The 24488-nt window shown below is 62.4% G+C and carries 19 protein-coding genes; 7 read left to right on the forward strand and 12 right to left on the reverse strand.

What is annotated here, in order from left to right:
• Positions 1-161: 161 nt before the first annotated feature.
• From GLW01_RS01160 to GLW01_RS01170, 3 genes are all read right to left on the reverse strand, one after another.
• A complete protein-coding gene (locus tag GLW01_RS01160) occupies positions 162-1475 on the reverse strand; it encodes an ABC1 kinase family protein (protein WP_160897851.1) in 1314 nt (437 codons plus the stop codon).
• A gap of 19 nt (positions 1476-1494) precedes the next feature.
• On the reverse strand, positions 1495-2157 hold the full coding sequence (locus tag GLW01_RS01165) for a fumarylacetoacetate hydrolase family protein (protein WP_160897852.1): 663 nt from the start codon (positions 2155-2157) through the stop codon (positions 1495-1497).
• Between the two features lie 76 nt (positions 2158-2233).
• Positions 2234-3340 carry a PQQ-dependent sugar dehydrogenase gene (locus GLW01_RS01170; RefSeq protein WP_160897853.1) on the reverse strand — a complete coding sequence of 369 codons (1107 nt, stop codon included), beginning with the start codon at positions 3338-3340 and terminating at the stop codon, positions 2234-2236.
• Between the two features lie 422 nt (positions 3341-3762).
• On the opposite strand from GLW01_RS01170, the gene GLW01_RS01175 reads away from it, so the two are divergent.
• From GLW01_RS01175 to GLW01_RS01185, 3 genes are all read left to right on the forward strand, one after another.
• Positions 3763-4740, forward strand: a complete 978-nt coding sequence (locus tag GLW01_RS01175) for an NADPH:quinone oxidoreductase family protein (protein WP_160897854.1) — start codon at positions 3763-3765, stop codon at positions 4738-4740.
• Between the two features lie 261 nt (positions 4741-5001).
• The gene (locus tag GLW01_RS01180; RefSeq protein WP_160897855.1) at positions 5002-5481 is read left to right on the forward strand and encodes a hypothetical protein; all 480 of its coding nucleotides are present in this window, start codon (positions 5002-5004) and stop codon (positions 5479-5481) included.
• An 8-nt stretch (positions 5482-5489) separates the two neighbouring features.
• Positions 5490-6065, forward strand: a complete 576-nt coding sequence (locus tag GLW01_RS01185; protein ID WP_160897856.1) for an ankyrin repeat domain-containing protein — start codon at positions 5490-5492, stop codon at positions 6063-6065.
• Between the two features lie 11 nt (positions 6066-6076).
• On the opposite strand, the gene GLW01_RS01190 is transcribed toward GLW01_RS01185, so the two are convergent.
• From GLW01_RS01190 to GLW01_RS01230, 9 genes are all read right to left on the reverse strand, one after another.
• Positions 6077-7477, reverse strand: a complete 1401-nt coding sequence (locus tag GLW01_RS01190) for an amidase (RefSeq protein ID WP_160897857.1) — start codon at positions 7475-7477, stop codon at positions 6077-6079.
• Between the two features lie 12 nt (positions 7478-7489).
• The gene (locus GLW01_RS01195) at positions 7490-9313 is read right to left on the reverse strand and encodes a long-chain-acyl-CoA synthetase (protein WP_160897858.1); all 1824 of its coding nucleotides are present in this window, start codon (positions 9311-9313) and stop codon (positions 7490-7492) included.
• 158 nt (positions 9314-9471) lie between these two features.
• Entirely contained in the window at positions 9472-10305 is an 834-nt protein-coding gene (locus tag GLW01_RS01200) for an SDR family oxidoreductase (protein ID WP_160897859.1), read from the reverse strand.
• Complete coding sequence (locus GLW01_RS01205) at positions 10295-12304, reverse strand: acetyl/propionyl/methylcrotonyl-CoA carboxylase subunit alpha (RefSeq protein WP_160897860.1); 2010 nt, start codon at positions 12302-12304, stop codon at positions 10295-10297. Before GLW01_RS01205 ends, GLW01_RS01200 begins: the two co-directional genes overlap by 11 nt.
• Positions 12305-12575: 271 nt before the next feature.
• Entirely contained in the window at positions 12576-13388 is an 813-nt protein-coding gene (locus GLW01_RS01210; RefSeq protein WP_160897861.1) for an enoyl-CoA hydratase/isomerase family protein, read from the reverse strand.
• Entirely contained in the window at positions 13388-14554 is a 1167-nt protein-coding gene (gene atuD / locus GLW01_RS01215) for a citronellyl-CoA dehydrogenase (RefSeq protein ID WP_160897862.1), read from the reverse strand. Before atuD ends, GLW01_RS01210 begins: the two co-directional genes overlap by 1 nt.
• A gap of 190 nt (positions 14555-14744) precedes the next feature.
• Positions 14745-16361 carry an acyl-CoA carboxylase subunit beta gene (locus GLW01_RS01220; RefSeq protein ID WP_160897863.1) on the reverse strand — a complete coding sequence of 539 codons (1617 nt, stop codon included), beginning with the start codon at positions 16359-16361 and terminating at the stop codon, positions 14745-14747.
• Between the two features lie 5 nt (positions 16362-16366).
• A complete protein-coding gene (locus GLW01_RS01225) occupies positions 16367-17239 on the reverse strand; it encodes an SDR family oxidoreductase (RefSeq protein ID WP_160897864.1) in 873 nt (290 codons plus the stop codon).
• 189 nt (positions 17240-17428) lie between these two features.
• Positions 17429-19222 (reverse strand): acyclic terpene utilization AtuA family protein, encoded by a 1794-nt coding sequence (locus GLW01_RS01230; RefSeq protein WP_160897865.1) that lies wholly within the window; start codon positions 19220-19222, stop codon positions 17429-17431.
• A gap of 127 nt (positions 19223-19349) precedes the next feature.
• Between GLW01_RS01230 and GLW01_RS01235 the strand changes: the two genes are divergently transcribed.
• The 4 genes from GLW01_RS01235 (at position 19350) to GLW01_RS01250 (ending at position 24425) form a co-directional block, all read left to right on the forward strand.
• A complete protein-coding gene (locus tag GLW01_RS01235; protein ID WP_286173203.1) occupies positions 19350-19961 on the forward strand; it encodes a TetR/AcrR family transcriptional regulator in 612 nt (203 codons plus the stop codon).
• A gap of 253 nt (positions 19962-20214) precedes the next feature.
• Positions 20215-21261: a hypothetical protein gene (locus GLW01_RS01240; protein WP_160897866.1), complete on the forward strand. Its 1047-nt coding sequence runs from the start codon at positions 20215-20217 to the stop codon at positions 21259-21261.
• 51 nt (positions 21262-21312) lie between these two features.
• On the forward strand, positions 21313-22341 hold the full coding sequence (locus GLW01_RS01245; protein ID WP_160897867.1) for a putative solute-binding protein: 1029 nt from the start codon (positions 21313-21315) through the stop codon (positions 22339-22341).
• 38 nt (positions 22342-22379) lie between these two features.
• On the forward strand, positions 22380-24425 hold the full coding sequence (locus GLW01_RS01250) for a TRAP transporter large permease subunit (protein WP_160897868.1): 2046 nt from the start codon (positions 22380-22382) through the stop codon (positions 24423-24425).
• Positions 24426-24488: the final 63 nt, after the last annotated feature.

Below are 24488 nucleotides of genomic sequence, written 5' to 3' on the forward strand. Positions count from 1 at the left end.
ATCCCTTTCAGGGACCGCTGTGAACCCATCCCTGGGCGCTGGCGCGATGACATCCTGTCATCGAGCCTCCCTGAAAGGGATCCCCCGCCACACCACTTCATACCCTTTCGATAGCGCAGGCGAGCTGTTCTCAGCCGTATCCGGCTGATTGACCTGCCTGTCTAGTCTGATTCCTGTTCGAGATATTCTTCCAGCAATGGCCGGAAATCGGTCTTCACGCCCAGGCGTTTCATCATCCAGTAGTGGCCGGCGATCATGCGGTCGATGAGGATGCTTTCGACCGGGGGTTTGAAGGCGTTCAGGTACTGGAACACGCTGCGGGTGTTGGCGGCGACCTGCTGGTGGAGGTCGGATTGGCCGTAGTCGTAGGGCTGGTTGCCCGGGTCCAGGGGCTGGTAGAAGATGTTGCGCCACATTCTGTAGTACTCGGGGTCTACCGGCGGGTGGTCTTCCACGCGGGCGCCAAGGTGGATCAGGTGCTGGTCGAGAGCTGCGTAGTCCTCGTTGAGGGCGTCGACGATGCAGTGGCGGTAGGCCGCAACCGTTGAGGGCCGCAGGGTTTTGACGCAGCCGAAGTCGTAGAGGACGACGGTGCCGTCGGGCCGGTAGGCGAAGTTGCCGGCGTGGGGGTCGCCGTGGATGCAGCGGTGGCGGAACAGGCCGTCGGCCATGGTGCGGAAGATGCGGTGGCCGATGAGGTTGATGGTCTCCTGGTCGTAGCGCTCCCGGGTGACCTCGCTGATGTGGTCGCCTTCGACCTTTTCCATGGTGAGCACGCGGCGCGAGCTGCGTTCCGGGATGGCTTCCGGGATCAGGATGCCGTCGTCACCGCCGTGCTGTTGGGCAAAGTGGTGGATGTTGCGGGCTTCGTTCTCGTAGTCGAGTTCCTCGTGCAGGCGGTCGCGAACTTCGTTGAAGAGGTCGTCGACGCTTTCCTTGGGCATTTTCAGCAGCCCGCCGAGGCGCAGGGCGGTGCGCAGCTGGCGCAGGTCGGAGTCGCAGGAGCGGTCGACGCCGGGGTACTGGATCTTGATGACCACCTGGCGGCCATCAAGGAGCTGGCCGGCATGGACCTGGCCAATGGAGGCGGCGGCGTAGGGGGTTTCGTCCACACTGGCGAAGAGATTCTCCACACTGTCCCCGAGTTCGCTCTCGATCTGCTGCCGGATGACTGCGAATTCCATCGCCGGCGCCTCTTTCTGCAGGCGCTGGAGGGCATCGGTGAGTTCCCGGGGCAGGAAGTCCTGGGTCTGGGAGGCGATCTGGCCGACCTTCATGACCGCGCCCTTGAGCTCGCCGAGGGTGTCTACGATTTCCTCGGCCATGCGACTGTAGTACTCGTGGCGGCTTTCCTCGCTCTCCTCGCTGAAAAGCCCGCGGGCCTTGCGCGCAGCGTAGCTGGAGGCGACTGAGCCGGTCATGCCGGCCAGGCGGAAGAATCGCCCGGTCCGTGTTGTAACCGGTTTCCTGCTCATGAATCGAGGGAGCTCCGTGTCAGAGAACGCTGGTGGCGATCGTCAGCTGGTCTTCCAGTGTTAGCGTCAGCTCGCTGCCTGAGGCCAATACCCCGACACCGGCTGGCGTGCCCGTCAGCACAACATCCCCGGGTTCCAGCGTAAAGTGTTTACTCATATACGACACAAGTGCGGGAATGGGTTTGATCATGTCGGCGGTGTCACCGCTCTGGCGTGGTTCGCCGTCGATCGCGAGGGTGAACTGTAGATTCCCGGTGGTGAGCCCGGCCCGCGGGATGAATCGGGAGAGAGGGCAGGCGCCATCAAACGCCTTGGCGATTTCCCAGGGATGACCTTCTTTCTTGAGTCGACTCTGGGTCTGGCGCAGGGTCAGATCCAGAGCCAGGCCCAGTCCGGTGATGGCCGCGTCGGCTTCGGTTTCGTTGGCATGGCTCAGTCGCCTGCCGATGAGCAGAGCCAGCTCGGTCTCGTAGTGGACAGGCTCATCCACCGGAGGCAGGCGGATGCCGGCCTCGAGCTCTGTGATGGCAGATGGTGGTTTGATGAACAGCAGCGGTTCGGTCGGGACCGGGTTGTCCAGTTCAGCGGCATGTTCCGCGTAATTGCGCCCCACACACACCGCTTTGGTGATGGGGGTGTCGCTGCTTGTGCCCTCCAGAAAGCGCGCCCTTGGCAGTGTCATTGTCGTCTCCGTTGGTCATGACGATCCAAGCATAGCGGACCTCGATACGGCATTGCACGAACTGGCCGGCCACCGCTTATGGGGTGAGGCGGACCACGCGCCCATTGGCGGCGTCGGTCAGCAGCCAGAGGGTACCCTCTGGCCCCTGGGTCACCGCCCGGATGCGTTCTCCCCAATCGCTCAGCAGATCTTCCTCCCTGGTTACCTTGTCCCCGTCCAGTTCCACACGGACCAGCTTTTTCATGGCCAGGGCACCGACGAAGAGGTCACCCTGCCAGTCGGGGAAACGCTCGCCGGTGTAGAAGGCCATGCCCGAGGGCGCAATTGAAGGGTCCCAGTAATGCAGGGGCTGGGCCATGCCTTCCTTGTGGTTTTTTTCGGAAATGATGGTGCCGTCGTAATCAATGCCGTAGGTGATCTCGGGCCAGCCGTAATTGGTGCCGGCTTCGATGATGTTGATCTCATCGCCGCCCTGAGGCCCGTGTTCGTGGCTCCAGATCGCACCGGTTTCCGGGTGGCGGGTCATGCCCTGGATATTGCGGTTGCCGACGGTGTAGAAGGTGTCGTTCGTAGCCGGATTGTCCAGGAAGGGGTTGCCCGGGGCCGGCTCGCCATCGAGGGTGATGCGGTGGACGCCGCCGGCGTCATCATCGGTCTTCTGCGCACGCTGCTTTTCGCCCCGGTCGCCCACAGCGACGTACAGGTTGTGGTCATCATCGAAGACCATGCGGCCGGCGAAGTGGCGCGTGGTGCTGGAGCGGGGTTCGGCGGTGAAGATCACCTCGCGGTTGTTGAGGCGGTGGTCCTCCAGCGTGGCGTGCATCACCCGGGTGGTCATGCCCTCACTGTTGCGGTGGGCGTAGCTGATGACCAGTTCCTTGTTCTCCTCGAAGTCCGGGTGGAGTACCACATCCAGAAGGCCACCCTGGCCCCGGGCGGCAACCTCGGGTACGTTGCCGATGGCGTCCTCCCGGAGAGTACCGTCTTCGATCAGGCGCAGGCGCCCGGCGCGCTCGGTGACCAGGGCGTCACCGTCGGGCAGGAAGGCGATGCTCCAGGGGTGTTCCAGCCCTTCGGCAACGGTCTCGACCTGGAAGTCGTAGTGCTCGGATTCGAAGCTCTGGGCGGTGCATGGGACCGACGTGAGGGCGAGGGCCAGGATAAGCAGCTTGCTGGGGTTCATGGGGCCTCCGTATGGGTCAGTCTTTGACTGGCTCCGTACTGACTGTACGTGACTTGGGCGGATTTGGGGCAGGGGGAGTGGTCATTTATAAGGGTTGTTGATGCTTGTGGATGATCGATATTTATTTGATTGATGTCACCCAGGGGATTACGTTGATTGTCAGCTGGTTGCATGGGCGGGAGCGGGGAACGCTTCACGGGAATCGCCACGAGTACTTTTCAGTTGCGCAATCCCGCTTCACTGAAAAGTCCTGGGTTTACATCCGTGTAAACCCGTTTGCGCTTAATCGCGCAAACCCCTGTAGGCTGCTCTTCCGCCATCCATGGCTCCAGAGCTTCCCGTGAAGCGTTCCCCGCTCCCGCCCTTCAAGCGTCACGTGGCTTCCAGATTACAAGATTGAACGACTACACGGAGATTGAGTAATGCGTGCCATTCTGTGCCACGAATACGGCCCCGCCGATAAACTCCAGATCGGCGAACTGGATTCACCCGAGGTTAAGGGTAGTGGGGTCAAGGTCCGGGTCAAGGCGGCCGGGCTGAACTTTCCGGATACACTGATCATCGAGGGCAAGTACCAGCTCAAGCCGCAGATGCCGTTTGCGCCGGGCGGTGAGATGGCCGGCGAGGTGCTGGAGGTGGGTGAGAAAGTGACCCGCTTCAAGCCCGGAGACCGGGTTATGGGGCTGACCGGTTACGGCGCCTTCGCGGAGGAGATCGTGGCTCCTGAGGCTCAGCTGATTCCGATTCCCGATGGCATGAGCGATGAAGAAGCGGCTTCCTTCTCGATGGTCTACGGCACCTCCTACCACGCCCTGAAGCAGCGCGCGAACATTCAGGAGGGCGAAAAGCTCCTTGTACTGGGCGCCAGTGGCGGTGTTGGTCTGGCCACGGTGGAACTGGGCAAGGCCATGGGCGCACACGTGATTGCCGCGGCTTCGAGCCAGGCCAAGCTGGATGTGGCGAAGGAAGCCGGTGCGGATGAGCTGATCAACTACACCGAGGAGAACCTCAAGGATGCCGTGAAGAGCCGTGCGCGCCAGGGCGTGGACGTGGTCTATGATCCTGTCGGCGGCGACTTCACCGAGCAGGCACTGCGCTGCATGGCCTGGAACGGTCGCCACCTGATCGTGGGCTTTGCCGCTGGTGATATTCCGCAGATCCCGGCCAACCTGCCCCTGCTCAAGGGCTGTTCCGTGGTGGGCGTGTTCTGGGGCAACTTCACCATGAAAGAGCCCGAGACCAACATGCAGAACATCATGGACCTGCTGAAGCTCTATGGTCAGGGCAGGATCCGGCCACGTGTCAGTGAGGTGCATCCCTTTGAGGATTACGTTAACGCCCTGAACGGCCTCAGTGAGCGCCGTGCTACCGGGAAGATTGTTCTGAAGGTGGCAGACTGAGCGTCTATAAGGATTAACTGACAGAGAAGCGAGACCAGGGTCAACTGTTAGAAGGAATCTAATGGTTGCCTGGTTTCCGTTCCTGTGTCTGGGAGCTTGCAGCTGACTGGTGCAAGTTGTTCAGTTGTAAAGGATAACTTGATAACTGGGCAGAGTGTCTGGAGGTAAGATATGAACGTGTTGCTCCAGTATTATTCTGAACGTATCCTCTAATCAATTACGAGCCCAACCGGATGGGCAATCTGATGAAAGGAGTCATCCATGAGCGAAATCACGCTTTCCCTTCCCGATATACCGGATTCCAAGGTCGTACTGAATGAGCAAGAGGCCCGAGAGGTGCTCGCATTCTTCTGGCCTTCCAAGAAACCCATTCTTCAGAATCGCGTCATCACTCTGGAACTCCGACGATACGCCCAGGCATTGCTTGTCGTGGCCGTTGACGGGTCCTATCTGATGGGATTTGTGGAAATTGCTTTCGATACGCTGTTCAGTCCCAAACCGGGGACCTCAGTTAAAAAGTTGATCCGGAAAGTGGTTCTCAAATCAGCAAAGCACTGGTGGGAGCATGCAAGCCAGGAAGATCTGGAGGATCCAACGGTCTATGAGACTATTCGCTCGGAAATCGCTCGCAAGCAGAAATCGGTTTTTGAACTGAGGCTCAATGGATATACCCGGATTCCGCCACAAAAGAGACGAATTGTCCTGAGTGGAGTTGAACCGGGGACGCTTGCCTGGACCTGAGGTGTGATATGAGAAAGCTGCTTAAGGCTACAGGGATCAGCCTGATTCTCCTCGTCGGTGGCGTTGCCGGTGCAGTGGGGTACCACTTTGCTACCACGCCCACTTTTCAGATGATTGCTGTTTATATGGATCCTGATTATGGGCCGTCAGCGTTCACGTGGGGGGCGGAAAAGGCCTTTTATATCTTTCATCCTGAGGAGGCGGACGTCGAACAACTGAACAGGGAGGCGGGCGCTCAGTATGTAGTGGATGTATTCAGTGCGGAAGAAGCGAGGCCCATTCTGGAGCATCTCCTTGAGCATGGTTTGGATATCAACAGTGTTGAGACAGTCACCGGTAAGGGGCTGACAGCTCTGCATGCGGCTGCGCTAAGCAATAATCGCTCGGGAGTGGAGCTGCTTCTGGAATATGGAGCTGACCCCCAATTGACGGATAACGAGGGGCGAACTGCTCTGGAGCTTGCAAAGGCCAGTGATGAAGCCCGGCCTGAGATGGACTATGGTTCTGTCATCGAGCTCCTGGAGAAGGCGACGGTAGCCAACGACAAGGCCCAGGAACCATCCCAACAGGCCCGCTCGGGTTAAGCGTTCCCTGTTCAGAAACAGCTCTGCTCACTTTCCAGTTCATACCCCAGCTCGAGTAGCAACCGCTCCTGCCCGTGTCCGGCGGCCAGGTGGACGCCGATGGGCAGGCCGGCTTCGGTCCAGCCCATGGGCATGGACAGGGCCGGCCCGCCGGCGGTGTTGCAGTAGGGCGTGAAGCTTACGTAGGCGGAAAGGCGCTCCATCAGGGTGTCGTAGGGCACGTCCGGGTGCAGCCAGCCGAGCTCTGGCGTGGTGTGGCCGAGCACCGGTGAGAGCAGGATGTCGTAGTCCTCGAAGAAGCGGGCGTACTGACTCCGGGTGCGCTTGAGCCGCGTGATGATGGCCGGAAGGCGGTGCATGTTGCGGCGGAAACGTTGATAGAGCCCACGGCTGAGGCCGTCCACCTGCTCAGGGTCAAACCCTTTGCCGAAAGCGAAACGACCGCCGGCGGTAGCCAGGAACGAGAGCATGCCCCAGTAGTGCTTGAAGTCCTCCGGGAACGAGGGATCCACCGGTGGGGCCACGGGCTCGATCCGGTGGCCGTTGAGCTCCAGCTGGTGGGCGGTGTCCTCCACGGCGCGCCGGGTAGCCTCGTCGGTCGGGGTGCCGTTGATGGAGTCCGGCATCAGGCCCACGCGGCACCGCTTCTGGCCCGGCCCCTGGACATGGCCGATGGGCGGTAGTTTGCGGTTGCGGTGCACACGTTCCATTTCGGCATGAAATAGAGCAGTGTCACGGACCGTGCGGGTGACCACGCCTTCGCTGACCACATTGATCGGTAGTGGGCGGGCGGTTTCACTGACAGCATGGCGCCCGCGTGTGGGCTTGAGCCCGACCAGGCCGCAGCAGGCAGCGGGAATGCGGATGGAACCACCGCCATCGTTGGCATGGGCCATGGGGACGGCGCCAGCCGCGACCATGGCCGCGGAACCACCTGAGGAACCGCCGGTTGAGAATGCCGGGTTCCAGGGGTTGCGGGTCGGCTCGTCGTGGGCCGGTTCGGTGGTGGCGTTGAAACCGAACTCGGGGAGAGCCGTCTTGCCAAGCAGAGTCAGGCCCGCAGCCAGGAATTCCTTTGCGTAGGCGCCGTCGTGCCTGGCCGGGTGCGGCTGGATGGCGGCGGAGCCATGGCGGCTGGGAATCCCCTTGAGGTCGGTGTTGTCCTTGAGCAGTGACGGGATGCCGGACAGGCTGCCGTTTCGACCCGGAGTACTTTGCCGTGGCTCGTCGAAGCATTCCGCCACCAGAGCGTTAAGCTGTGGATCCAGCTGGCGCAGGCGTTCGATGGCGGCCCGGGTCACGTCCTGCTTGGAAACCGTGCCTCGTTTGAGTCGTTCCTTCAGCGCTACCGCATCATCGTTGCCCAGGGCATCGTCCTGGAAGGCATGGATCTTCGGCGTTGGATCTGTCATCGATACTCTCCCTCAGAAGGCGATCTCGCCGCGGTCGATGGCTGCCACGGTGGCCTTGTCCAGTTCCTGGTAACCGTTGCCGCCCGGCAGTAGCGCAAACACCTGATCGCCTTCGTCGCCCGGGTGCCAGGCCTGCTTCTGGAGGTCGTTTTTCTTGTACTTGAAAGTGCCGGTGGTCTCGATGGCTTCGGTCAGCCGCAGGAAGACAGGCACCGCGTAGGGCGGAAGGTTGTCTTTCAGATAGCGGTGCAGGGCATCCAGATCCGGCGCCTGGTCGCGCGGCACCAGGGTGGCCATGCCCGCCTTGCCGTCATGGCCCGGGATGGCCACGCCGTAGACGACAATGTCCTCAAAGCCCCCGAAGCCGTCGATGATGTTCTCCACTTCGTTAGTGGAGACGTTTTCGCCCTTCCAGCGGAAGGTGTCGCCCATGCGGTCGACGAACTGCAGGTGGCGCCAGCCGATGTCGCGCATTATGTCGCCGGTGTTGAACCAGGCGTCGCCTTTTTTGAAGGCGTCCCGGATGATGGACTTTTCGGTGTCCTCCTTGCGGGTGTAGCCCTCGAAGTTCCATTTCTGGTTGATCTCGCCGATCAGCAGGCCGGGCTCGCCCTTCGCGACTTCCTGCAGCTTGCCCTGGTTGTCCCGGATGGGTTCCTTGGTGCCTTCCTTCACCTTCACGAGCTTGTAGGGTGCCGTGGACATGCCCACGGTGCAGTCGAGGTTGAAAACGTTGGTGAACCCGATGTTGCCTTCGCTGGAGGCGTAGAACTCCGCCACCTGTTCGATACCGAAGCGCTCCTTGAACTCGTTCCAGATGGAGGGACGGAGCCCATTACCGATCATCTTACGCAGTGGATGGTTGCGATCCTGGGAGGTGGCTGGCTGGTTCAGCAGGTAGCGGCAGAGTTCGCCCACGTAACCGAAAGTGGTGGCGCCGTAGTAGCGCACGTCATCCCAGAAGCGGCTGGCACTGAACCGGCGTTTCATGACCAGTGATGAGGCCCCGGAGAGCACGGAGCCCCAGCATACCAGCAGTGCCGTGCCGTGGTAGAAGGGCAGGCTGCAGTAGAGCACGTCGTCCGGCGTCATGTTCAGGGCCATGAGCCCGAAGCTGCCGCTGGCCTTGAAGAACTTGCGGTGGCTGCTCGGGGCTGCCTTGGGCAGGCCGGTGGTGCCGGAGGTGTAGATGTAGACGGCGGTGTCGCCGAGCCGGGGTGGGTCCTTGGGCGCGGGATCCAGTGTATCGACGGTACTGATGGCCTCGGCGAGATTGGTATAGCCCTCTGGGGCGTCGCCGAAGTCGCTGCGGGTATCCCGGTCGGCAAGGTACAGCAGGGTGTTGTCACCCTCCGGCGTGACGCGGTCCCGTATGGCTTCAAACGTGTCCAGGAGTTCCTCGCCCACCACAACCTTTTCCGGCTCGACCAGACCAATGCTGTGTACGAGGACGTCACCTTTCTGCGAGGTATTGAGCATGGCGCAGGCAATGCCCATCTTCCCGGCGCCGGTGACGATGGCCAGCAACTCGGGGCGGTTCTCCAGCAGCACTGCGACGGTGTCGCCCCGCTTCAGGCCCTGGCTGCGGAACCAGTGGGCGTACTGGTTGGCCCATTGGTTGAACTGGTGCCAGGTGAGGGTCTGCTCGCCGTAGTGGATGGCAGCGTTTTCGCTGTGGCGGCGTGCGTTGCGTTCGACGAAGGTGCCGATGCTCTGGGTCTTTTCGTCGTCGCTCATGGAATAGTAATAGAGGCCCCGTGCCATGTAGGGCGCCTTGCGGATAAGGCCTGGAACTTTGCGGATGACGTCGGTAGCTTTGATCTGGTCCGTGGTCATGGCGATCCTTGTTAAGCTCGTTGCAAGAGGGGAAGCGGGGCACCCTTCACGGGAAACGCTGTAAATACATCCCTGTACGCTGCTCTTCCGCCATCCATGGCTCCAGAGCTTCCCGTGAAGGGTGCCCCGCTCCCCCTCATCGAGCTCGTTGCTGGTCTTCAGTCGTCCAGGAAAAAGTCCTTCATCAGCTCCGGTCCGTTCGGGTCATAGCGGTAGTGTTCCAGATCGTGGACACCTTCTTCTGCCAGCACGTCGTCGTCGATCAGGCACTGGCCTGTGGTGCGCGACGGTGGGCGCTGGAGAATGGCCGCCGCAGCGTCACCCATGACTTCCGGTTTACGGCCTTTCGCCATCAGCTCCGGACCGCCCACTTCGAACTCAATGGCGGCCGTGGACACCAGGGTTCGCGGCCAGAGCGAGTTCACCGCGATCGGCATCTTGCGGAACTCTTCCGCCATGCCGATGGTGAGCATGGACATGCCGTACTTGCTCAGGGTGTAGGGGGCGTTATTCGCGAACCACTTGGGGTTGAGGCTGATCGGCGGTGCCAGGTTCAGGATATGCCCATGGTCGGACTCGCGCAGCCAGGGCAGGGCGGCCTGGGAGCAAACGAAGACCGCGCGGGCGTTGATGGACTGCATCAGGTCGTAGCGCTTGACCGGCAGGTCCGCCACGCCCTGAAGGCGGATGGCGCCGGCATTGTTGACCAGACAGTCGATGCCGCCGAAGTGGTCCGCCGCTTTCTGCATGACCTCGGCGACCTGGTTCTCGTCCTGTACGTCCAGTTTCAGCGCCAGTGCCTTGCTGCCTGTCTCTTCCACTTCCTGAGCGACTGTGTGGATGGTGCCGGGCAGCTTCGGGTGCGGCTCGTCGGACTTCGCGGCCACCACGATGTTGGCGCCCTGCCGGGCGCAGGCGAGGGCAATGGCGCGGCCGATGCCGCGGCTGCCGCCGGTGATGAGGACCGTCTTTCCGTTCAGGTTACTTGTCATTGTTGCTCTCCGCGTCGCGTGAGGCGTCGGCCGTGACGGTCATCAGGATCTGGCGGGTGCGCACCTGGTCGCCGGTGCTGACCCGGACCCCGGTGATCTCACCGTCGCGATCGGCCCTGAGTGGGTGTTCCATCTTCATTGCTTCCAGTACCGCCAGTGTCTGGCCGGCCTGGACCCGGTCACCCTCGGTCACGCTCACTTCAACGACGGCGCCATCCATTGTGGCGCGCACCTCGCCGCTGCCCTGTTCGTCGGCCCGCCGGGCCGGAGCGTGAGTCGTGTCCTCAAAACGCAGGGCGCGACCCTTGGCGTGACAATATAGGGTTGATCCGACAATCTGATATTGGCTCTTCTGACGCACACCGTCGAGGGTGACGACCAACTCATTCGCATCCTGGGACTCAATCCGCAGCTCATGGCGGGTTTCACCGACCTGCGCCTCGATCAGGCCCCGCTGATCGGTCAGTCGGACCCACTGCTGTCCCTCACCGGTCGCCAGCTGGATCGGGCAGGCACTGGGCAGGCTGTTGCTCCAGCCTGCGTGATCCTCAAGGGGGCCGGTGATGCCTGTCCGGTAAAGCATGAGCGCCGCCAGGGCCAGCTCCGCAGTTGTGGGGTCAAGCGGGGAAAGGCTGGGGTCGCCCTGGAATTCGGTCTCAAGGAAGGCCGTGGTGGCCTCGCCGGCGGCAAAAGTCTCATGGGCGAGAATGCGGGAGAGAAACCAGGCGTTGTGCGTGACGCCGAGCAGGACCGTATCCTCGAGGGATCGGATCAGTCTGCGCCGGGCGCTGTTGCGGTCCTGGCCGCGTGCCACGATCTTGGCGATCATCGGGTCGTAGTGCGGCGTGACCGCGTTTCCCTCGCGGATGCCGTCATCCACGCGGATTCCGTCATCCACGCGGATTCCGTCACCCAGAGCGGGGCGCCAGCGGTGGAGCGGGCCGGTCTGAGGCATGTACCCCTGGGCGGGATCCTCGGCATAGAGCCGGACTTCGATGGCGTGGCCCTGAATGCGGACATCCGACTGCTGCAATAGCAATGGTTCGCTCTGGGCGACCCGGAGCTGCAGTTCCACCAGGTCCAGCCCCGTGACTTCCTCGGTGACTGGGTGCTCCACCTGAAGGCGCGTGTTCATCTCCAGGAAGTAGAAGTTCCGCGCCTCGTCCACGATGAACTCCACCGTGCCGGCGCCCACATAACCACAGGCCTGGGCGGCCTTCACCGCCGCATCGCCCATGGCCTGACGCATGGATTCATCGACGAACGGCGAGGGCGCTTCCTCGACCACTTTCTGGTGCCGGCGCTGGACGGAGCAGTCCCGTTCCCCCAGGTGGATGGCATGACCCTGCTGATCCGCGAAGACCTGAATCTCGATATGTCGCGGCCGGACGATCGCCTTCTCCAGGATCAGCTCCCCGTCGCCGAAGGCCGACTCCGCTTCCGAGCGCGCCCTGGCCAGCTCATCCGCCAGTTTGTCGGGCTCATGCACCAACCGCATGCCCCGTCCGCCACCACCGGCGGATGCCTTGATCATCACCGGGTACCCGATCCCATCGGCAGCCTTCTGCCAGGGCGACGGATCCGTCTCCGCGCTCTGGAAGCCCGGCACCGTTGGTACGCCCGCCTCGGCCATCGCCTCCTTGGATCGCCGTTTGCTGCCCATCAACTCCATTGCATGCGCTGGCGGCCCGATGAAGGTGATCCCGTGTTCCGCGCAGGCCGAAACGAACGCCGCGTTCTCCGAGAGAAATCCATACCCCGGGTGCACCGCATCCGCCCCGGTCAGGCGTGCCGCCTCCAGGATGGCTTCAATGTTCAGGTACGACTCACCCGCCGGTGCCGGCCCCACGCGAACCGCTTCATCCGCCATCCGCACATGCGGCGCGTCCCGGTCCGCATCACTGAACACCGCGACCGTCCGATACCCCAGCGCCTGGGCCGTCCGGTTCACCCGCACCGCGATCTCGCCGCGGTTTGCTATCAATAGTTTGTTGAACATCCGACCTGCACCCATAAAGGTGATCTAATTGGTGTTCTGTAGGAGCGAGCTTGCTCGCGATCCTGGAAACAATCGCGAGCAAGCTCGCTCCTACAGTATTTCTCGTAGCGTTTTCCAATGGTTTTCGGGGTGTCGGTGCGGGGGAGGTCTTTCAGGGAGGCTCGATGACAGGATGTCATCGCGCCAGCGCCCATGGATGGGTTCACAGCGGTCCCTGAAAGACCTCCCCCGTGCCGACACCTGCAACCAACTCAACCATCTGGAGACGACGCTATTCCTCAGCCCACGAAGGCTTCCGCTTCTGCATAAACGCCATTGTTCCCTCCTGGCCTTCATGCCCCCGAACAGCCCCTGCAAAATCCCGAGCTGCCCGATCCAGCAACTCATCCAGCGGCTCACTCTCAACCGCCAGCAAAAGCTCCTTGGTCATCCGCGAAGCCCCGGGCGCACAATGCCGGATCCGCTCCAGCACCTGCCCCAGCTTCTGATCCAGCTCCTCACCGGATTTGGCAAAGTCATGTACAACGCCAAGCCAGAACGCCTCGCTCCCATCAAACCGATGCCCCGTCAATGCCAGCCGCCGCGCCTGGGTCAGCCCGATCCGCCGCACCACAAAGGGCGCAATCTGCGCCGGCGTGATCCCCAGTGTTGTCTCCGGTAGCCCGAATTTCGCGCTCTCCAGGCACAGGGCGACATCCGACACACAGGCCAGCCCGAAACCGCCGCCCATGACGGCGCCCTCCAGTACCGCGACCGTCGTCTGCGGCGCCGACTCCGTTTCGCTTAACAGATGCCCAAAGGCCCGGTTCAGCTCAAAGATCGGATCACTGCCATCCTCCGCCTTCTGCCCACGCGCCGAGGCCATGTCCTTCACATCACCCCCGGCACAGAAGTGCCCGCCGGTGCCGCGCAGGACCACGGCCCGCACCCCAGTGTCGTCGCGAATGGCGGCAAACACCGAGCGCAGCTCGTGGACCATGGCCAGGCTCATGGCATTGCGGCTGTCCGGCCGGTTGAGGGTGAGATGCAGGATGCTGCCGGACCGTTCCAGTTTCAGCGTCTCGCACTCGGGGAGCGTGGCCATCACGAGTCTCCTTTCTGCTTGCCGGGCAGCGTGCCCATGAGTTTGCAGATGATGCCGAGCATGATCTCGTCGGCACCGCCGCCCACCGAGACCAGGCGAACGTCGCGATAGGCCCGCGAGACCGGGTTGTCCCACATGTAGCCATTGCCGCCCCAGTACTGCAGGCAGGCATCGGTCACCTCGCGGCCCAGACGCCCGGCCTTGAGCTTGGCCATGGAGGCGAGCTGGGTGACGTCCTTCTGGGCCACGTGCAGTTCGCAGGCCTGGTAGGTGAGGGCACGCAGCGCCTCGATCTCCGTCTGCAGCTCGGCCATGCGGAAGTGGATGGCCTGGTTGTTGATCAGCGGCTGGCCGAAGGTCTCGCGCTCGCGGCAGTAGTCGATGGTTTTATCCACGCAGCCTTCCAGTGCCTTGATGACGTTGGCAGCGCCCCAGAGGCGTTCCTCCTGGAACTGCAGCATCTGCATCATGAAGCCGGTGCCTTCGGCGCCGATGCGGTTGCGCTTGGGCACGCGCACATCGTCGAAAAAGACCTGGGCGGTCTCGGAGGAGCGCATGCCGAGCTTGTCCAGGTGCGGCGCGACGCTGATGCCGGGGGTGTCCATGGGGACGATGATCAGGCTCTTGTTCTTGTGGGGCTTGTCGTCGCTGGTGTTGGCCAGCAGGCAGATGAAGTCGGCGCTGGGCGCATTGGTGATCCACATCTTGTGGCCGTTGATGATGTAGTCGTCGCCGTCGGATTTCGCATTGGTCTTCAGGCCCGCGACGTCCGAGCCCGCGCCGACTTCGCTGACGCCGATGCAGCCGACCTTTTCCCCGGTTATGGAAGGCCGCAGGAATTCCTCTTTCTGCTCGGCAGAACCGAAACGGGCCAGTGCCGGAGTACACATGTCGGTCTGGACGCCGATGGACAGGGGCACACCACCAGCGGCGGCGATGCCGAATTCTTCGGCGGCGACGAGGTTGTAGCTGTAGTCGAGGCCCATGCCGCCGTATTCCTCGGGTTTCTGGATGCCGAGGAGACCCAGGTCGCCGAGTTTCTTGAAGATCTCGTGGATGGGGTAGCGGCCGTCGCGTTCCCATTCGTCGCAGTTGGGGTTGATTTCGTTTTCGACGAAATCGCGGACGGTTTTTCTGAGGGCCTGGTGTTCTTCGGTGAATTGCATTGGGTTCTGGCCTCTGTCTTGTCTCTAGACTGGTTGTTGTGTACCGGGCTCTGAAGTGGGGGAGTCTTTCCGGGACCGCTGTGAACCCATCCATGGGCGCTGGCGCGATGACATCCCTGTCATCGAGCCTCCCGGAAAGACTCCCCCACTCCAGAGCCTTCCAAACGTTCAGGTAGCGCCGCCGTGGTTCTCATAGGCGCGCCACGCCAAAACTATTCGATTGGAGCTCGCGCTCATCACCTTCCTGGCAGATCGCCAGCGCCTCGCCCACGACCCGGCGTGTGTCCCTGGGGTCAATCAGTCCGTCATCCCAGAGTCGGGCAGTGCCAAATAGGGAGTGGGAGCCGTCGTTGAGTTTCTTGGCGGTAGACTGCTCCAGTACATTTAGTTGCTGTGGGTCGGGCTCGACGCCGTTCTTGCGTTGTTTCTCTTCGGCCACGATGCGCATCACCTTGCCGGCCTGGGCGCCGCCCATGACGGCGGTGCGGCTGTTGGGCCAGGCGAAGATGAATCTCGGGTCGAGGCCGCGGCCGCACATCGCATAGTTGCCGGCGCCGTAGGAGCCGCCGACGACCACGGCGATGCGGGGAACGCGGGCATTGGTGACGGCCTGGATCATCTTGGAGCCGTGTTTGATGATGCCGTTCTGTTCGGAGTCGGTGCCGACCATGAATCCGGTGGTGTTGTGCAGGAACAGGAGTGGTGTCTGTGACTGGTCGCAGAGCTGGATGAACTGGGCGGCCTTGGCGGCGCCGCGTGGGGTGATGGGGCCGTTGTTGCCGATGATGCCCACGGAGCCGCCGTAGACCTCGATCCAGCCGCAGACGGTCTGGCTGTCGAAATCGTTCTTGAAGTCGAGGAAGCGTGAGCCGTCGGCGATGCGGGCGAGGATTTCGCGTACGTCGTAGGGCCTGCGGCTGTCCGCCGGGATGACGCCGGGTAGTTCATCCGGGCTGTAAAGCGGCTCTTCCCAGGTTTGTGGCGCCCGTGCCGGCAGGGTCTTGTTCCAGTCGAGGGTGGCCATGATTTCGCGGGCCTGGCGTACGCCGTCGGCGTCGTTCTCCGCCAGGTATTCGGCGGTGCCGGCGACCTCGCTGTGCATCTCCGCGCCGCCGAGCTCTTCATCGGTGGCGACCTCGCCGGTGGCGGCCTTGAGCAGGGGCGGGCCGGCGAGGAACATCTTGGCCTGCTCGCGGACGACGATCACGTAGTCCGAAAGGCCGGGCTGGTAGGCGCCGCCGGCGGTGGCGTTGCCGTGGACCACGGTGATCTGGGGAATGCCGGCGGCGGACATCCGGGCCTGGTTGGCGAACCCCCGGGCGCCGGGCACGAAGATGTCCGTGGCGTAGTTGAGGTTGGCGCCACCGCTTTCCGACAGCGAAATCACCGGCAGGTTGTTCTCCATGGCGATTTCCTGGGACCGCAGGGTCTTATCGAGGCCTGCCGGCGTGATGGTGCCGCCCTTGATGGCGCTGTTGCTGGCGGAAACCATCACGCGGGCGCCGCCCACGTACCCGATGCCGCAGATCATGCCGCCGCCGGCCATGGAGCCGTCCTTGTCATCGTGCATCTTGTAGCCGGCCAGCGGGCAGATTTCGAGGAAGGGGCTGCCGCGATCCAGAAGCAGGTTGATGCGGTCCCGGGGCAGGAGCTTGTTCTTCTGGTTGAACTTCTCCCTGGCTTCTTCCGCCTTGTCGCGCACCAGCCGCTCGACAGCACGGAAGGTCTCGATCTCTGTCTGCATGGCCTCGGCGTTTTCGGCGAACTCCGGGCTGTTGGGATCGATGGTGGATTCAATCACCTGCATGGCGTTCAGTCCTCGTCGTCCTGGAGTACCCGGGGCGTAACTGCCCGGTGGAAGCCGTTGAAGTCTTCGTTGTTCTTCGCTTTGGGCAGGGGCCAGACACTTCCGCCCTGGGAGGCGCCGCCGTCGATGCGCAGCGTGTCGCCTGAGATGAAGCGGGAGCCGGGGGAGAGCAGGAAGCAGATGGCGCTGCTGACTTCGGCTTCGGTGCCGATGCGCTTGCAGGGCACGGCCTCGCGCAGGCCACGGATCCAGGACTTCATGCTGTCCGGGTAGCTGTCCATGCCGCTGGAGGCGATCCAGCCCGGGGCCACGGCGTTCACGCGTACCCCGGAGGCACCCCATTCCACGGCGGCGGTCTGGGTGAAGTTCACCATCCCGGCGCGCGCGGCCCCGGAGTGGCCCATGCCCGGCATGCCGCCCCACATGTCGGCGACGATGTTGACGATGGCGCCGCCGGTCTTCGTCATGCTCTGGTTGTAGACTTCGCGGGAGACGAGGAAGCCGCCGGTGAGGTTGGTACGCACGACGGTTTCCCAGCCTTTCTGGTTGATGCCGGCCAGCGGCGAGGGGAACTGGCCGCCGGCGTTGTTGACCAGGCCGTGGATGGGGCCGTGGTCCTGGATGATGCTTTCGATGACGGGTTTGACGGCGTCTTCGTCGCGGATGTCGCAACTGTAGGGATGGGCGGTGCCGCCATCTTCCCTGATTTCATCCGCGACGGCCTGGACTTTTTCGAGCTTGCGGCCGATGAGGATGACGTTGGCACCCAGGGCGGCCAGTTCATGGGCGGTGCAGCGGCCGATGCCGGAGCCGCCGCCGGTGACGATGATGGTCTGGTTCTCGAACAGGCCTTCTTTGAAGATTGATTGGTAGCTCATCGGGTTTTTGTCTCTTGTCCCAGGTCTGGTTGTTGGTTGCATGCCCCAAATCGGGGCTTCCGACGTTTGGGGTGGCGCTAACCTGCCTCTTCGCTCCTACACATTTCATTTTTTACCTCGGTTGCGTCACCGCGAAGCTCGCAGCACTCCCCACTTTGGCGCCTCCTCCGAGCCGGCATGCTGCAGTAATCACGGCAGCAAACTCGAAGGCACAGCCACAGGAATCTCCAGTAACTGCTGCGCAAAGGCCTTCCCTTGGGGATCGATTCGCAGGCTGGCCACGCCGCCGCCTCCCAGGCTGTGTTTCAGCAGAAAATTCAGGGCGTTGATGCCGGGCATGTGCCAGCGCAGGACCTCGCCTTTTTCCGGGTCCAGTGTGTGTCCCATCCATTCGGCTACCCGCTTCTCAGTAAGCGCAGCCGCAATCCACGGCAGGTACTCCGGGCGGCGGGCGACGATGCCGATGTTGCAGTGGTCGCCCTTGTCGCCGCTGCGGCCCCAGGCGAGGTCGACCAGGCGGACGTCGGTGTCGGCGTTTCCTTCCGGGGCCGGTACGTCCACGGGTTCCGCGATTTGATCCCGTGAGAAGCCGCCTGTCTGTGGTACTGCCACCTCGGTCTTATCACCGTTGAGTTCCACTCTCACCGATACCTGCTCCTTGGGCACCAGACAGGAGTAAAGCCGGATCTTGGGCCAGACAGTGGGGCGGCCGCCGACGATGCCGGTCAGGCCCGGGGCCATGCCGGTGCCGGCCTGGGCGATTTCGCGGGAGAAGATGACCAGGGCTTTCTTGTCCGGGTGGGTGGCGCTGATCTTGATGACCACTTCGCGGGTGTCGCCGTGTCGGCCCTGGGGGCCGTAGGTGGTTTCGGTGCCGAGCAGTTCCACGCTGGTGTCGCTGTAGGGGGCGTAGCCCTGTTCCTGGATCAGGCGTTCGGACTTGCGCAGTATCGCGCTGGCAACCGCTTCGGCTTTGCTGGCGGCATCCATTCCGGCGAGCAGGAAGGTGACGGTGCACTTGTGGCCGTCGGGCCAGGTGCCGGCGACCTTGTAGGTGTGGGTCGGGGGCAGGCCGCGGGCGCCGCTGATGCGGACATGGTCAGGGCCGATTGTCTCGATGGTGACGTTGGTGAAGTCGCAGATGACGTCCGGCAGGTAGTAGGCACGCGGGTCGTCGATTTCGTAGACGAGTTGTTCCGCCGCGGTGCCGAAACTGACTTCGCCGCCGGTTTCCGGGGGCTTGGTCAGGGTGAAGCTGCCGTCCGGACCCACCTCGGCGATGGGGAAGCCCATGTTGTCGAAGCCCTCGGCGACGCGTTCCCAGTCGGTGAAGTTGCCGCCGGTGGCGTGGACGCCGCATTCGATGAGGTGGCCGGCGAGGCTGCCCTGGGCGAGACGGTCGTAATCGTCGAAGCTCCAGCCGAATTCGTGCATCAGGGGCGCCAGGACGACGGCGCTGTCGGCGACGCGGCCGGTGATGACGATGTCCGCGCCCTGTTCCAGCGCCTGCACAATGCCCGGGGCACCGAGGTAGGCGTTGAGGCTGACCATCATGTCGGGCAGGGGGGCGCCGGTGTCGATTTCGGTAATGCCGGCCTTCGAGAGTTCGCTTTTCTGTGGCATCAGGTCGTCGCCCAGCACCAGCGCGATCTTCAGGTCCAGGCCCTGTTCATCCACCAGGGCCTGGAGGGCATCGCAGCAGGCGGTGGGGTTCACGCCACCAGCATTGCTGATGACTTTAAGGCCCTGGTTGCTGACCTCCCCAAGAAGCGGCCCCATGACGGTATCGACAAAGTCCCGGGCATAGCCCTGGCTGGGGTCCTTCATTTTCTGGCCGGCCATGATGGACATGGTGATTTCGGCCAGGTAGTCGAAGACCAGGTAGTCCAGGTTGCCCTTTTCCACGAGCTGGCGCGCGGCGGTCTGGGTGTCGCCCCAGAAGGCGGCGGCGCAGCCGATGCGCAGTGACTGGGGGGCGCTCATGGTGGTGGTCCTCTGTGTGCTTGCCATTGGTTCGACTGAATATACCTAGCAAGCGCTTGGTTTGTAAACTGTGGTAGACTGTGTTCCTGCTAGAATCAGTCGCACTATCCACATGGAGACTTCTGCTTTGTCCCAGGAAATGGCCGCCCCGTCCGATCCCCCGAGCTTCACCGACCCGGAGTCCCCAAGAGGCCGCCTCCTCCGCCAGGCTGCCCACCTGTTCCGGGACAAGGGGTATGAACGCACCACGGTGCGGGATCTGGCCTCCGCTGTCGGTATCCAGTCCGGGAGCATCTTTCATCATTTCCGTACCAAGGAGGAGATCCTGAAGGCGGTCATGAGGGAGGCGATTCTGGTCAACACGGGTCGGATGCGTTCACGGCTTGAGGCGGTAGCCGATACGGGCGAGGCGGTGCGGACGCTGGTGCAGTGTGAGCTGGAGTCGATCAATGGCGAGACGGGCGAGGCCATGGCGGTGCTGGTGTATGAGTGGCGGAGCCTGTCCGAAGCCAGTCAGGCGGAGATCCTGGAACTCCGGGAGGTCTACGAGGGCATCTGGCTGGACACGCTGACCCGAGCCAAAAGCGATGGGCTGATCGAGGCGGAGCCGTTCATACTGCGCCGGTTCCTCACTGGCGCACTCAGCTGGACCATTACCTGGTACCGGCCCGAGGGGGATATGACCATTGAGAATCTGGCGGATCATGTGATGAGCATGCTGAAAATCCCTCCTGCCTGAAGCCTCTTTTCCCAAAATTCTGCGCTGTCCGTAGCCTTGTGGACCCAGGCCAGACCGTTGTTACCGGTGGTTACTCGCTGTAACGACATCACAGGCCTGCCATTTCGGCCGTTGCATCCTCCCCGAGACTGCCGTTTCATGACGGCCTTGACGATCATCAAGCTTTAACCCGCGCTGTGGCGGGCGCTTGAGTGGATTGTCCAACAAGTCGGTGCCCGCTTCCGGGCTGCTGCGTAACAGATGGAGAGTGATCATGCCGAACAAAACCAATAACGGCATCTCCCTGGCTCGTATCACTGGTGTGCTTGTCGCTCTGGTAATGCTGGCCGGGTGTTCCGTTAACCCCCTCCACAAGATAACCGGTGACGTGATGACCGGTTATGCCGAAGCCGAGAACACGCCCTACGTGCTGGCCATGACCGACGTTGGCAAAGCCTGTGCGCTCGGCGAGTCGGTAGACCCGCTTCTCTACTCCTTTTCCCGGGTAACCATGGAGCCGGCCAAGACCGGTACCCTGCTGTCTGTTCTGGCGGGCATCTGCATGGAGCAGGACGCACAGGAAGAAGAGCTGCGTTACCTGCGGGCCGACTATGAGGGCAACCTGAACGAGCTGCGTGACGCCCGCGAAGCGATGCAGCGCAAGTACGGTATTACGGCGGAGCGCCGCGAGCGTGCTTTCAAGCGGATGCTGACGGGGTTCAGTTACGAGCCCAAGCCGGATGCTGAATGCCCGAACCTCTATACCGACCAGGACGAAATCACCTTCCTGCTCGGCCTCGTCTCCGGCGCCCAGGCGGTCCTGAACGACGGCAAGGCGGGCGGTCGTGCCGATGTGTCCCGCCGTCTGGCCGCTCAGGTTGAGCGTTCCACCTACTGCGTCGACAACGAGAAGTGGGCCGGTATTCCGGAAGGCCTGAGGGCGACGATCTGGGTACTGCTCCCGGATTTGAAGCCGGACGAGGTCAGTGCCAGTGCCTGGGAAGTTCTTGAGCGCAACCGCAAGCTCGGTGTCGAGAAAGGGCTCCGGATTCCTGCTGCGTTTGAGCTTCAGATTGCCGAGAACGTCGGTCGGGATAAGACCATTGCCGAAACATTGGCCTATCTTGATGAAACCTCCGAGGACTTCGAAGTTTGGGAGCGGTATCAGCTGACGGACCGTGTGGCCATGCAGATTGCATGGGCGGTGTCCGATCGCCTCTGGACCCGGGAACACGGCTATCGCACCCCGGTCAATCGTTTCGGGGAAACCGGTAACGAACCGGACGAGGGCAGCAACATTGATACCGAGGGCCTGCTCTGAGCAGGCCCGCAGTGGGACTCAACTGACAACAACATCCAACAGGAGATATCCATGCGACTCCGCAGTCTGACGGCAGCCGTCTGTCTTGGCCTGGCACCTTTCGCGCAGGCCCAGGAAAAAGAAATCAACATGTGCGTGTTCGACCTGATCGGTTCCAGTGGCGACCAGTACGCGCTGATCGAGGACTATGCGCTGGATATGCGCGAGAAAGGCATCAAGTTCAATCTGGAGCCGTACACCGACGAGGGTGTGGCCATGTCCTCCTTCTCTGCGGGTGATTGCGATGCGCTGGCGGCCACCGATATCCGGATCCGGCGCTACAACGAGTTCACAGGCACCCTGAGTGCCGTGGGCGCGATTCCCTCCTATAAGCACCTGGAGACGGTGCTTGCCGCTATCAACAAGCCCTCGGCCAGTCAGTACATGAAAGAGGGGGACTACGAGATCGCGGGGATTTTCCCGCTGGGGGCCGCCTACCTGTTCGTAACGGACCGGGACATGGACACGGTCGAGGATCTTGCAGGCAAGCGCCTCGCGACCCTCAATCATCACCCGGATGCGGTCCACATGGTGAACTATGTGAATGCGAGCGTGGAGCCGTCGTCGATCACCGACTTTGGGGGCAAGTTCAACAACCGCTCCGTGGACGCGGCTTACGCGCCAGGCTGGGCTTATGAAGCACTGGAGCTCTATCGGGGGATCGGAGACACCGGCGGCGTGATTGATTACCCGCTGGGCCAGCTGACCATGCAGATCGTGGTGCGTGATGACGCGCTGACGGACGAGGAGGCCCAGACCTCGCGTGAGGTGGCGTTTGATCACTTCAACACCGCGCTTAAGTCCGTCAAGGAATATGAAAAGGACATCCCGGACGATACCTGGGTGGAGATTCCGGATGCCGACATCGCGGACTATCAGGAAATGTTCCGGCAGAACCGCATCGAGCTGCGTGACGGCGTGGACGGGGACGGTAATGAGGTGCCGGAGGTGTATCACGGCGAGATGCTGACGCTGCTGCGCAAGGTGCGTTGCCGGATCAATCCGGGTGCCTCCGAGTGCACAGCACCGGACCGTGAGTAACACCACTCATTCCTGATTCCTGACGTATTGAGGTAGTCATGTCGGAACCGTCCTCCTCCTGGGGTAGCGCCCGCGCCCCCAGCCATGCGCGCCGTCTGCACGGCGCGATCGTTCTCCTGCTGCTGGTCGCCCTGCTCCTGATGGGGCTCGGCAGCAATATGCATGCCCGCATGCTGTCCATGGGCGAGCAGATATGGCCGGGGTATTACTCGCTGGATCCGGGGGCCGAGGCCCCCAGCTGCGAGACGGATGTCGACATTGATAAGCGGGTTCAGGAAGAGCTGTCGGCGAAGGAGGACGACCCCTTCGGTCTGGGTGGTGGTGGCCCCAGCGAGGAGCAGCTGCGGCGTTCGATCAAGGGCAACGTTGAGCGCTGCGAGGAGCAGCACGAACAGTACGAGGCCATGCAGGAGCGTATTACGCCCGTTCTGGTGGCCTACAAAACAGTTGAGCGGGGCATGTCCGCATGGTTGACGGATAATCGGTCCCTCTCCACCTACCTGTTCATCATGCTGCTTGGTTTCGGCGCGGCTACCGCAGCGTTCGCGAACCATCACATCAGTATCCGCCCCCCGATCAGCCGGGTGGACTGGGTGCTGGCGGAAGCCGGCCAGCTGGTGGTCAACCTGCTGATGGTCTACTCCCTTTACAACTACTTCGGCGATCTTGTCGATACGCCGGACACCGGAAGCCTCCAGATGCTCCAGAAGGCCTGGATGACGATGTTCAGCGTCCTGGCGGCGATCAACCTGGTGCGTCTGTTCAGCATGCCGGCGGATCTGCCCCGGGGTAAGCTGGCCATCTCATCGCCTCTGGCCATTCCGCTCTACTGCTGGATGGGGGTCATGGGCTACCTGTACTTCTCCAGCGGTGGTGAGTGGGATACGGCCGGTCTTGGTGTTTACCTGAACCAGCTGACCAAGCACGCGTCGCTGTTCGTGAACATTGGTCTCTATGTGTTTGTGGGCATGATGCTCAAACAGACCAATATCCCGGACCGGCTCCTCGCCATTGTTCAGCCCTGGCAGCTGCCGCCGGCGACGCTGGCCTCACTCGTGATCTTCGCCACGGCCTTCCCGACCGCGTTCACCGGTGCCTCCGGCATCTTCATCCTTGCGGTGGGCGGCACCGTCTATGATGAACTGCGGCGGGCCGGGGCCGGGCGTCAGCTGTCTCTGGCTACGACGGCCATGTCCGGCAGCCTGGGCGTGGTCCTCAATCCCTGCCTGTTGATCGTGGTGGTCGCGGCGCTGAACAAGGAAGTCACAACGAGCGAACTCTTTGGCTGGGGCTTCTGGGTGTTCATCCTCTCCGCCACCATCTTCACCCTGATGGTGACCCGGAGCGAGAAAGAATGGAGGCCCAGGGTCGAGAACCCACGGCTTGCCATGAAGCAGTCGCTGCGGGCGCTCAAACCGCTGATTCCGGACGTGATCCTGATTGCGGTGATGGTGTTCCTGTTCTGGTTCCTGCTGGGAATGAAGTTCAACGAGTTCACCGCGCCCATGATGCTGCCGATCATCATGATCGCCCTGGTGGCGCTTGATTACGATGGCGGGGGCAGCCGCATCGCGGGCACCACCCGTCGGATCGCGCTCGGTGCCGGTGAGTCCGCCGTGCATGTGGGCGCGCTGCTCACGCTCATTGGTCTGTCCATGACTGTTGGTGGTGTGCTGGAGCGCTCCCATGTGATCGCCGGCCTCTTCCCGGCGGAAGCCGAGTCGGTCCTGCTGGTGGTGCTGGCGCTCATGGTGATGCTGACCATCATCGGCATGTTCATGGACCCGTTCGCGGCCGTGGTGCTGGTTTCCGCCACCATTGCGCAGCCAGCCATTGGTCTGGGTGTCGACGCGCTGCATTTCTGGGTCATGACCATTGTGGCCTTCGAGCTGGGGTACCTGACGCCACCGGTTGCACTTAACCACCTCCTTACCCGACAGGTGGTGGGCGTTAAGGAGGCGCTGGTCCCGGAACCCGAGGCGCCCAACCTTTACCGGCGTTTCCAGCGCCTGATCCTGCCACTGATGGTGATGGGCACGACGCTGCTGCTGGTTGGCCTGGTGCCTCTTCTGTTCTACGGTTGAAACTGTGAAAGCTTGTACAAAAGCGGCCCTTCGGGGCCGCTTTTTCGTAGGTATTCATGGATG

Source organism: Vreelandella halophila (assembly GCF_009856365.1).
Taxonomy (GTDB): domain Bacteria; phylum Pseudomonadota; class Gammaproteobacteria; order Pseudomonadales; family Oleiphilaceae; genus Halospina; species Halospina utahensis_B.

What these genes read in the sequence shown, in the direction of transcription:
- GLW01_RS01190 (WP_160897857.1), bottom strand. Translation starts at nt 7,477, where the DNA reads ATGACAGATCCAACGCCGAAGATCCATGCCTTCCAGGACGATGCCCTG.
- GLW01_RS01240 (WP_160897866.1), top strand. Translation starts at nt 20,215, where the DNA reads ATGCCGAACAAAACCAATAACGGCATCTCCCTGGCTCGTATCACTGGT.
- GLW01_RS01250 (WP_160897868.1), top strand. Translation starts at nt 22,380, where the DNA reads ATGTCGGAACCGTCCTCCTCCTGGGGTAGCGCCCGCGCCCCCAGCCAT.
- GLW01_RS01160 (WP_160897851.1), bottom strand. Translation starts at nt 1,475, where the DNA reads ATGAGCAGGAAACCGGTTACAACACGGACCGGGCGATTCTTCCGCCTG.
- GLW01_RS01220 (WP_160897863.1), bottom strand. Translation starts at nt 16,361, where the DNA reads ATGCAGGTGATTGAATCCACCATCGATCCCAACAGCCCGGAGTTCGCC.
- GLW01_RS01175 (WP_160897854.1), top strand. Translation starts at nt 3,763, where the DNA reads ATGCGTGCCATTCTGTGCCACGAATACGGCCCCGCCGATAAACTCCAG.
- GLW01_RS01165 (WP_160897852.1), bottom strand. Translation starts at nt 2,157, where the DNA reads ATGACACTGCCAAGGGCGCGCTTTCTGGAGGGCACAAGCAGCGACACC.
- GLW01_RS01210 (WP_160897861.1), bottom strand. Translation starts at nt 13,388, where the DNA reads ATGGCCACGCTCCCCGAGTGCGAGACGCTGAAACTGGAACGGTCCGGC.
- GLW01_RS01170 (WP_160897853.1), bottom strand. Translation starts at nt 3,340, where the DNA reads ATGAACCCCAGCAAGCTGCTTATCCTGGCCCTCGCCCTCACGTCGGTC.
- GLW01_RS01200 (WP_160897859.1), bottom strand. Translation starts at nt 10,305, where the DNA reads ATGACAAGTAACCTGAACGGAAAGACGGTCCTCATCACCGGCGGCAGC.
- GLW01_RS01225 (WP_160897864.1), bottom strand. Translation starts at nt 17,239, where the DNA reads ATGAGCTACCAATCAATCTTCAAAGAAGGCCTGTTCGAGAACCAGACC.
- atuD (WP_160897862.1), bottom strand. Translation starts at nt 14,554, where the DNA reads ATGCAATTCACCGAAGAACACCAGGCCCTCAGAAAAACCGTCCGCGAT.
- GLW01_RS01205 (WP_160897860.1), bottom strand. Translation starts at nt 12,304, where the DNA reads ATGTTCAACAAACTATTGATAGCAAACCGCGGCGAGATCGCGGTGCGG.
- GLW01_RS01195 (WP_160897858.1), bottom strand. Translation starts at nt 9,313, where the DNA reads ATGACCACGGACCAGATCAAAGCTACCGACGTCATCCGCAAAGTTCCA.
- GLW01_RS01245 (WP_160897867.1), top strand. Translation starts at nt 21,313, where the DNA reads ATGCGACTCCGCAGTCTGACGGCAGCCGTCTGTCTTGGCCTGGCACCT.
- GLW01_RS01180 (WP_160897855.1), top strand. Translation starts at nt 5,002, where the DNA reads ATGAGCGAAATCACGCTTTCCCTTCCCGATATACCGGATTCCAAGGTC.
- GLW01_RS01185 (WP_160897856.1), top strand. Translation starts at nt 5,490, where the DNA reads ATGAGAAAGCTGCTTAAGGCTACAGGGATCAGCCTGATTCTCCTCGTC.
- GLW01_RS01230 (WP_160897865.1), bottom strand. Translation starts at nt 19,222, where the DNA reads ATGAGCGCCCCCCAGTCACTGCGCATCGGCTGCGCCGCCGCCTTCTGG.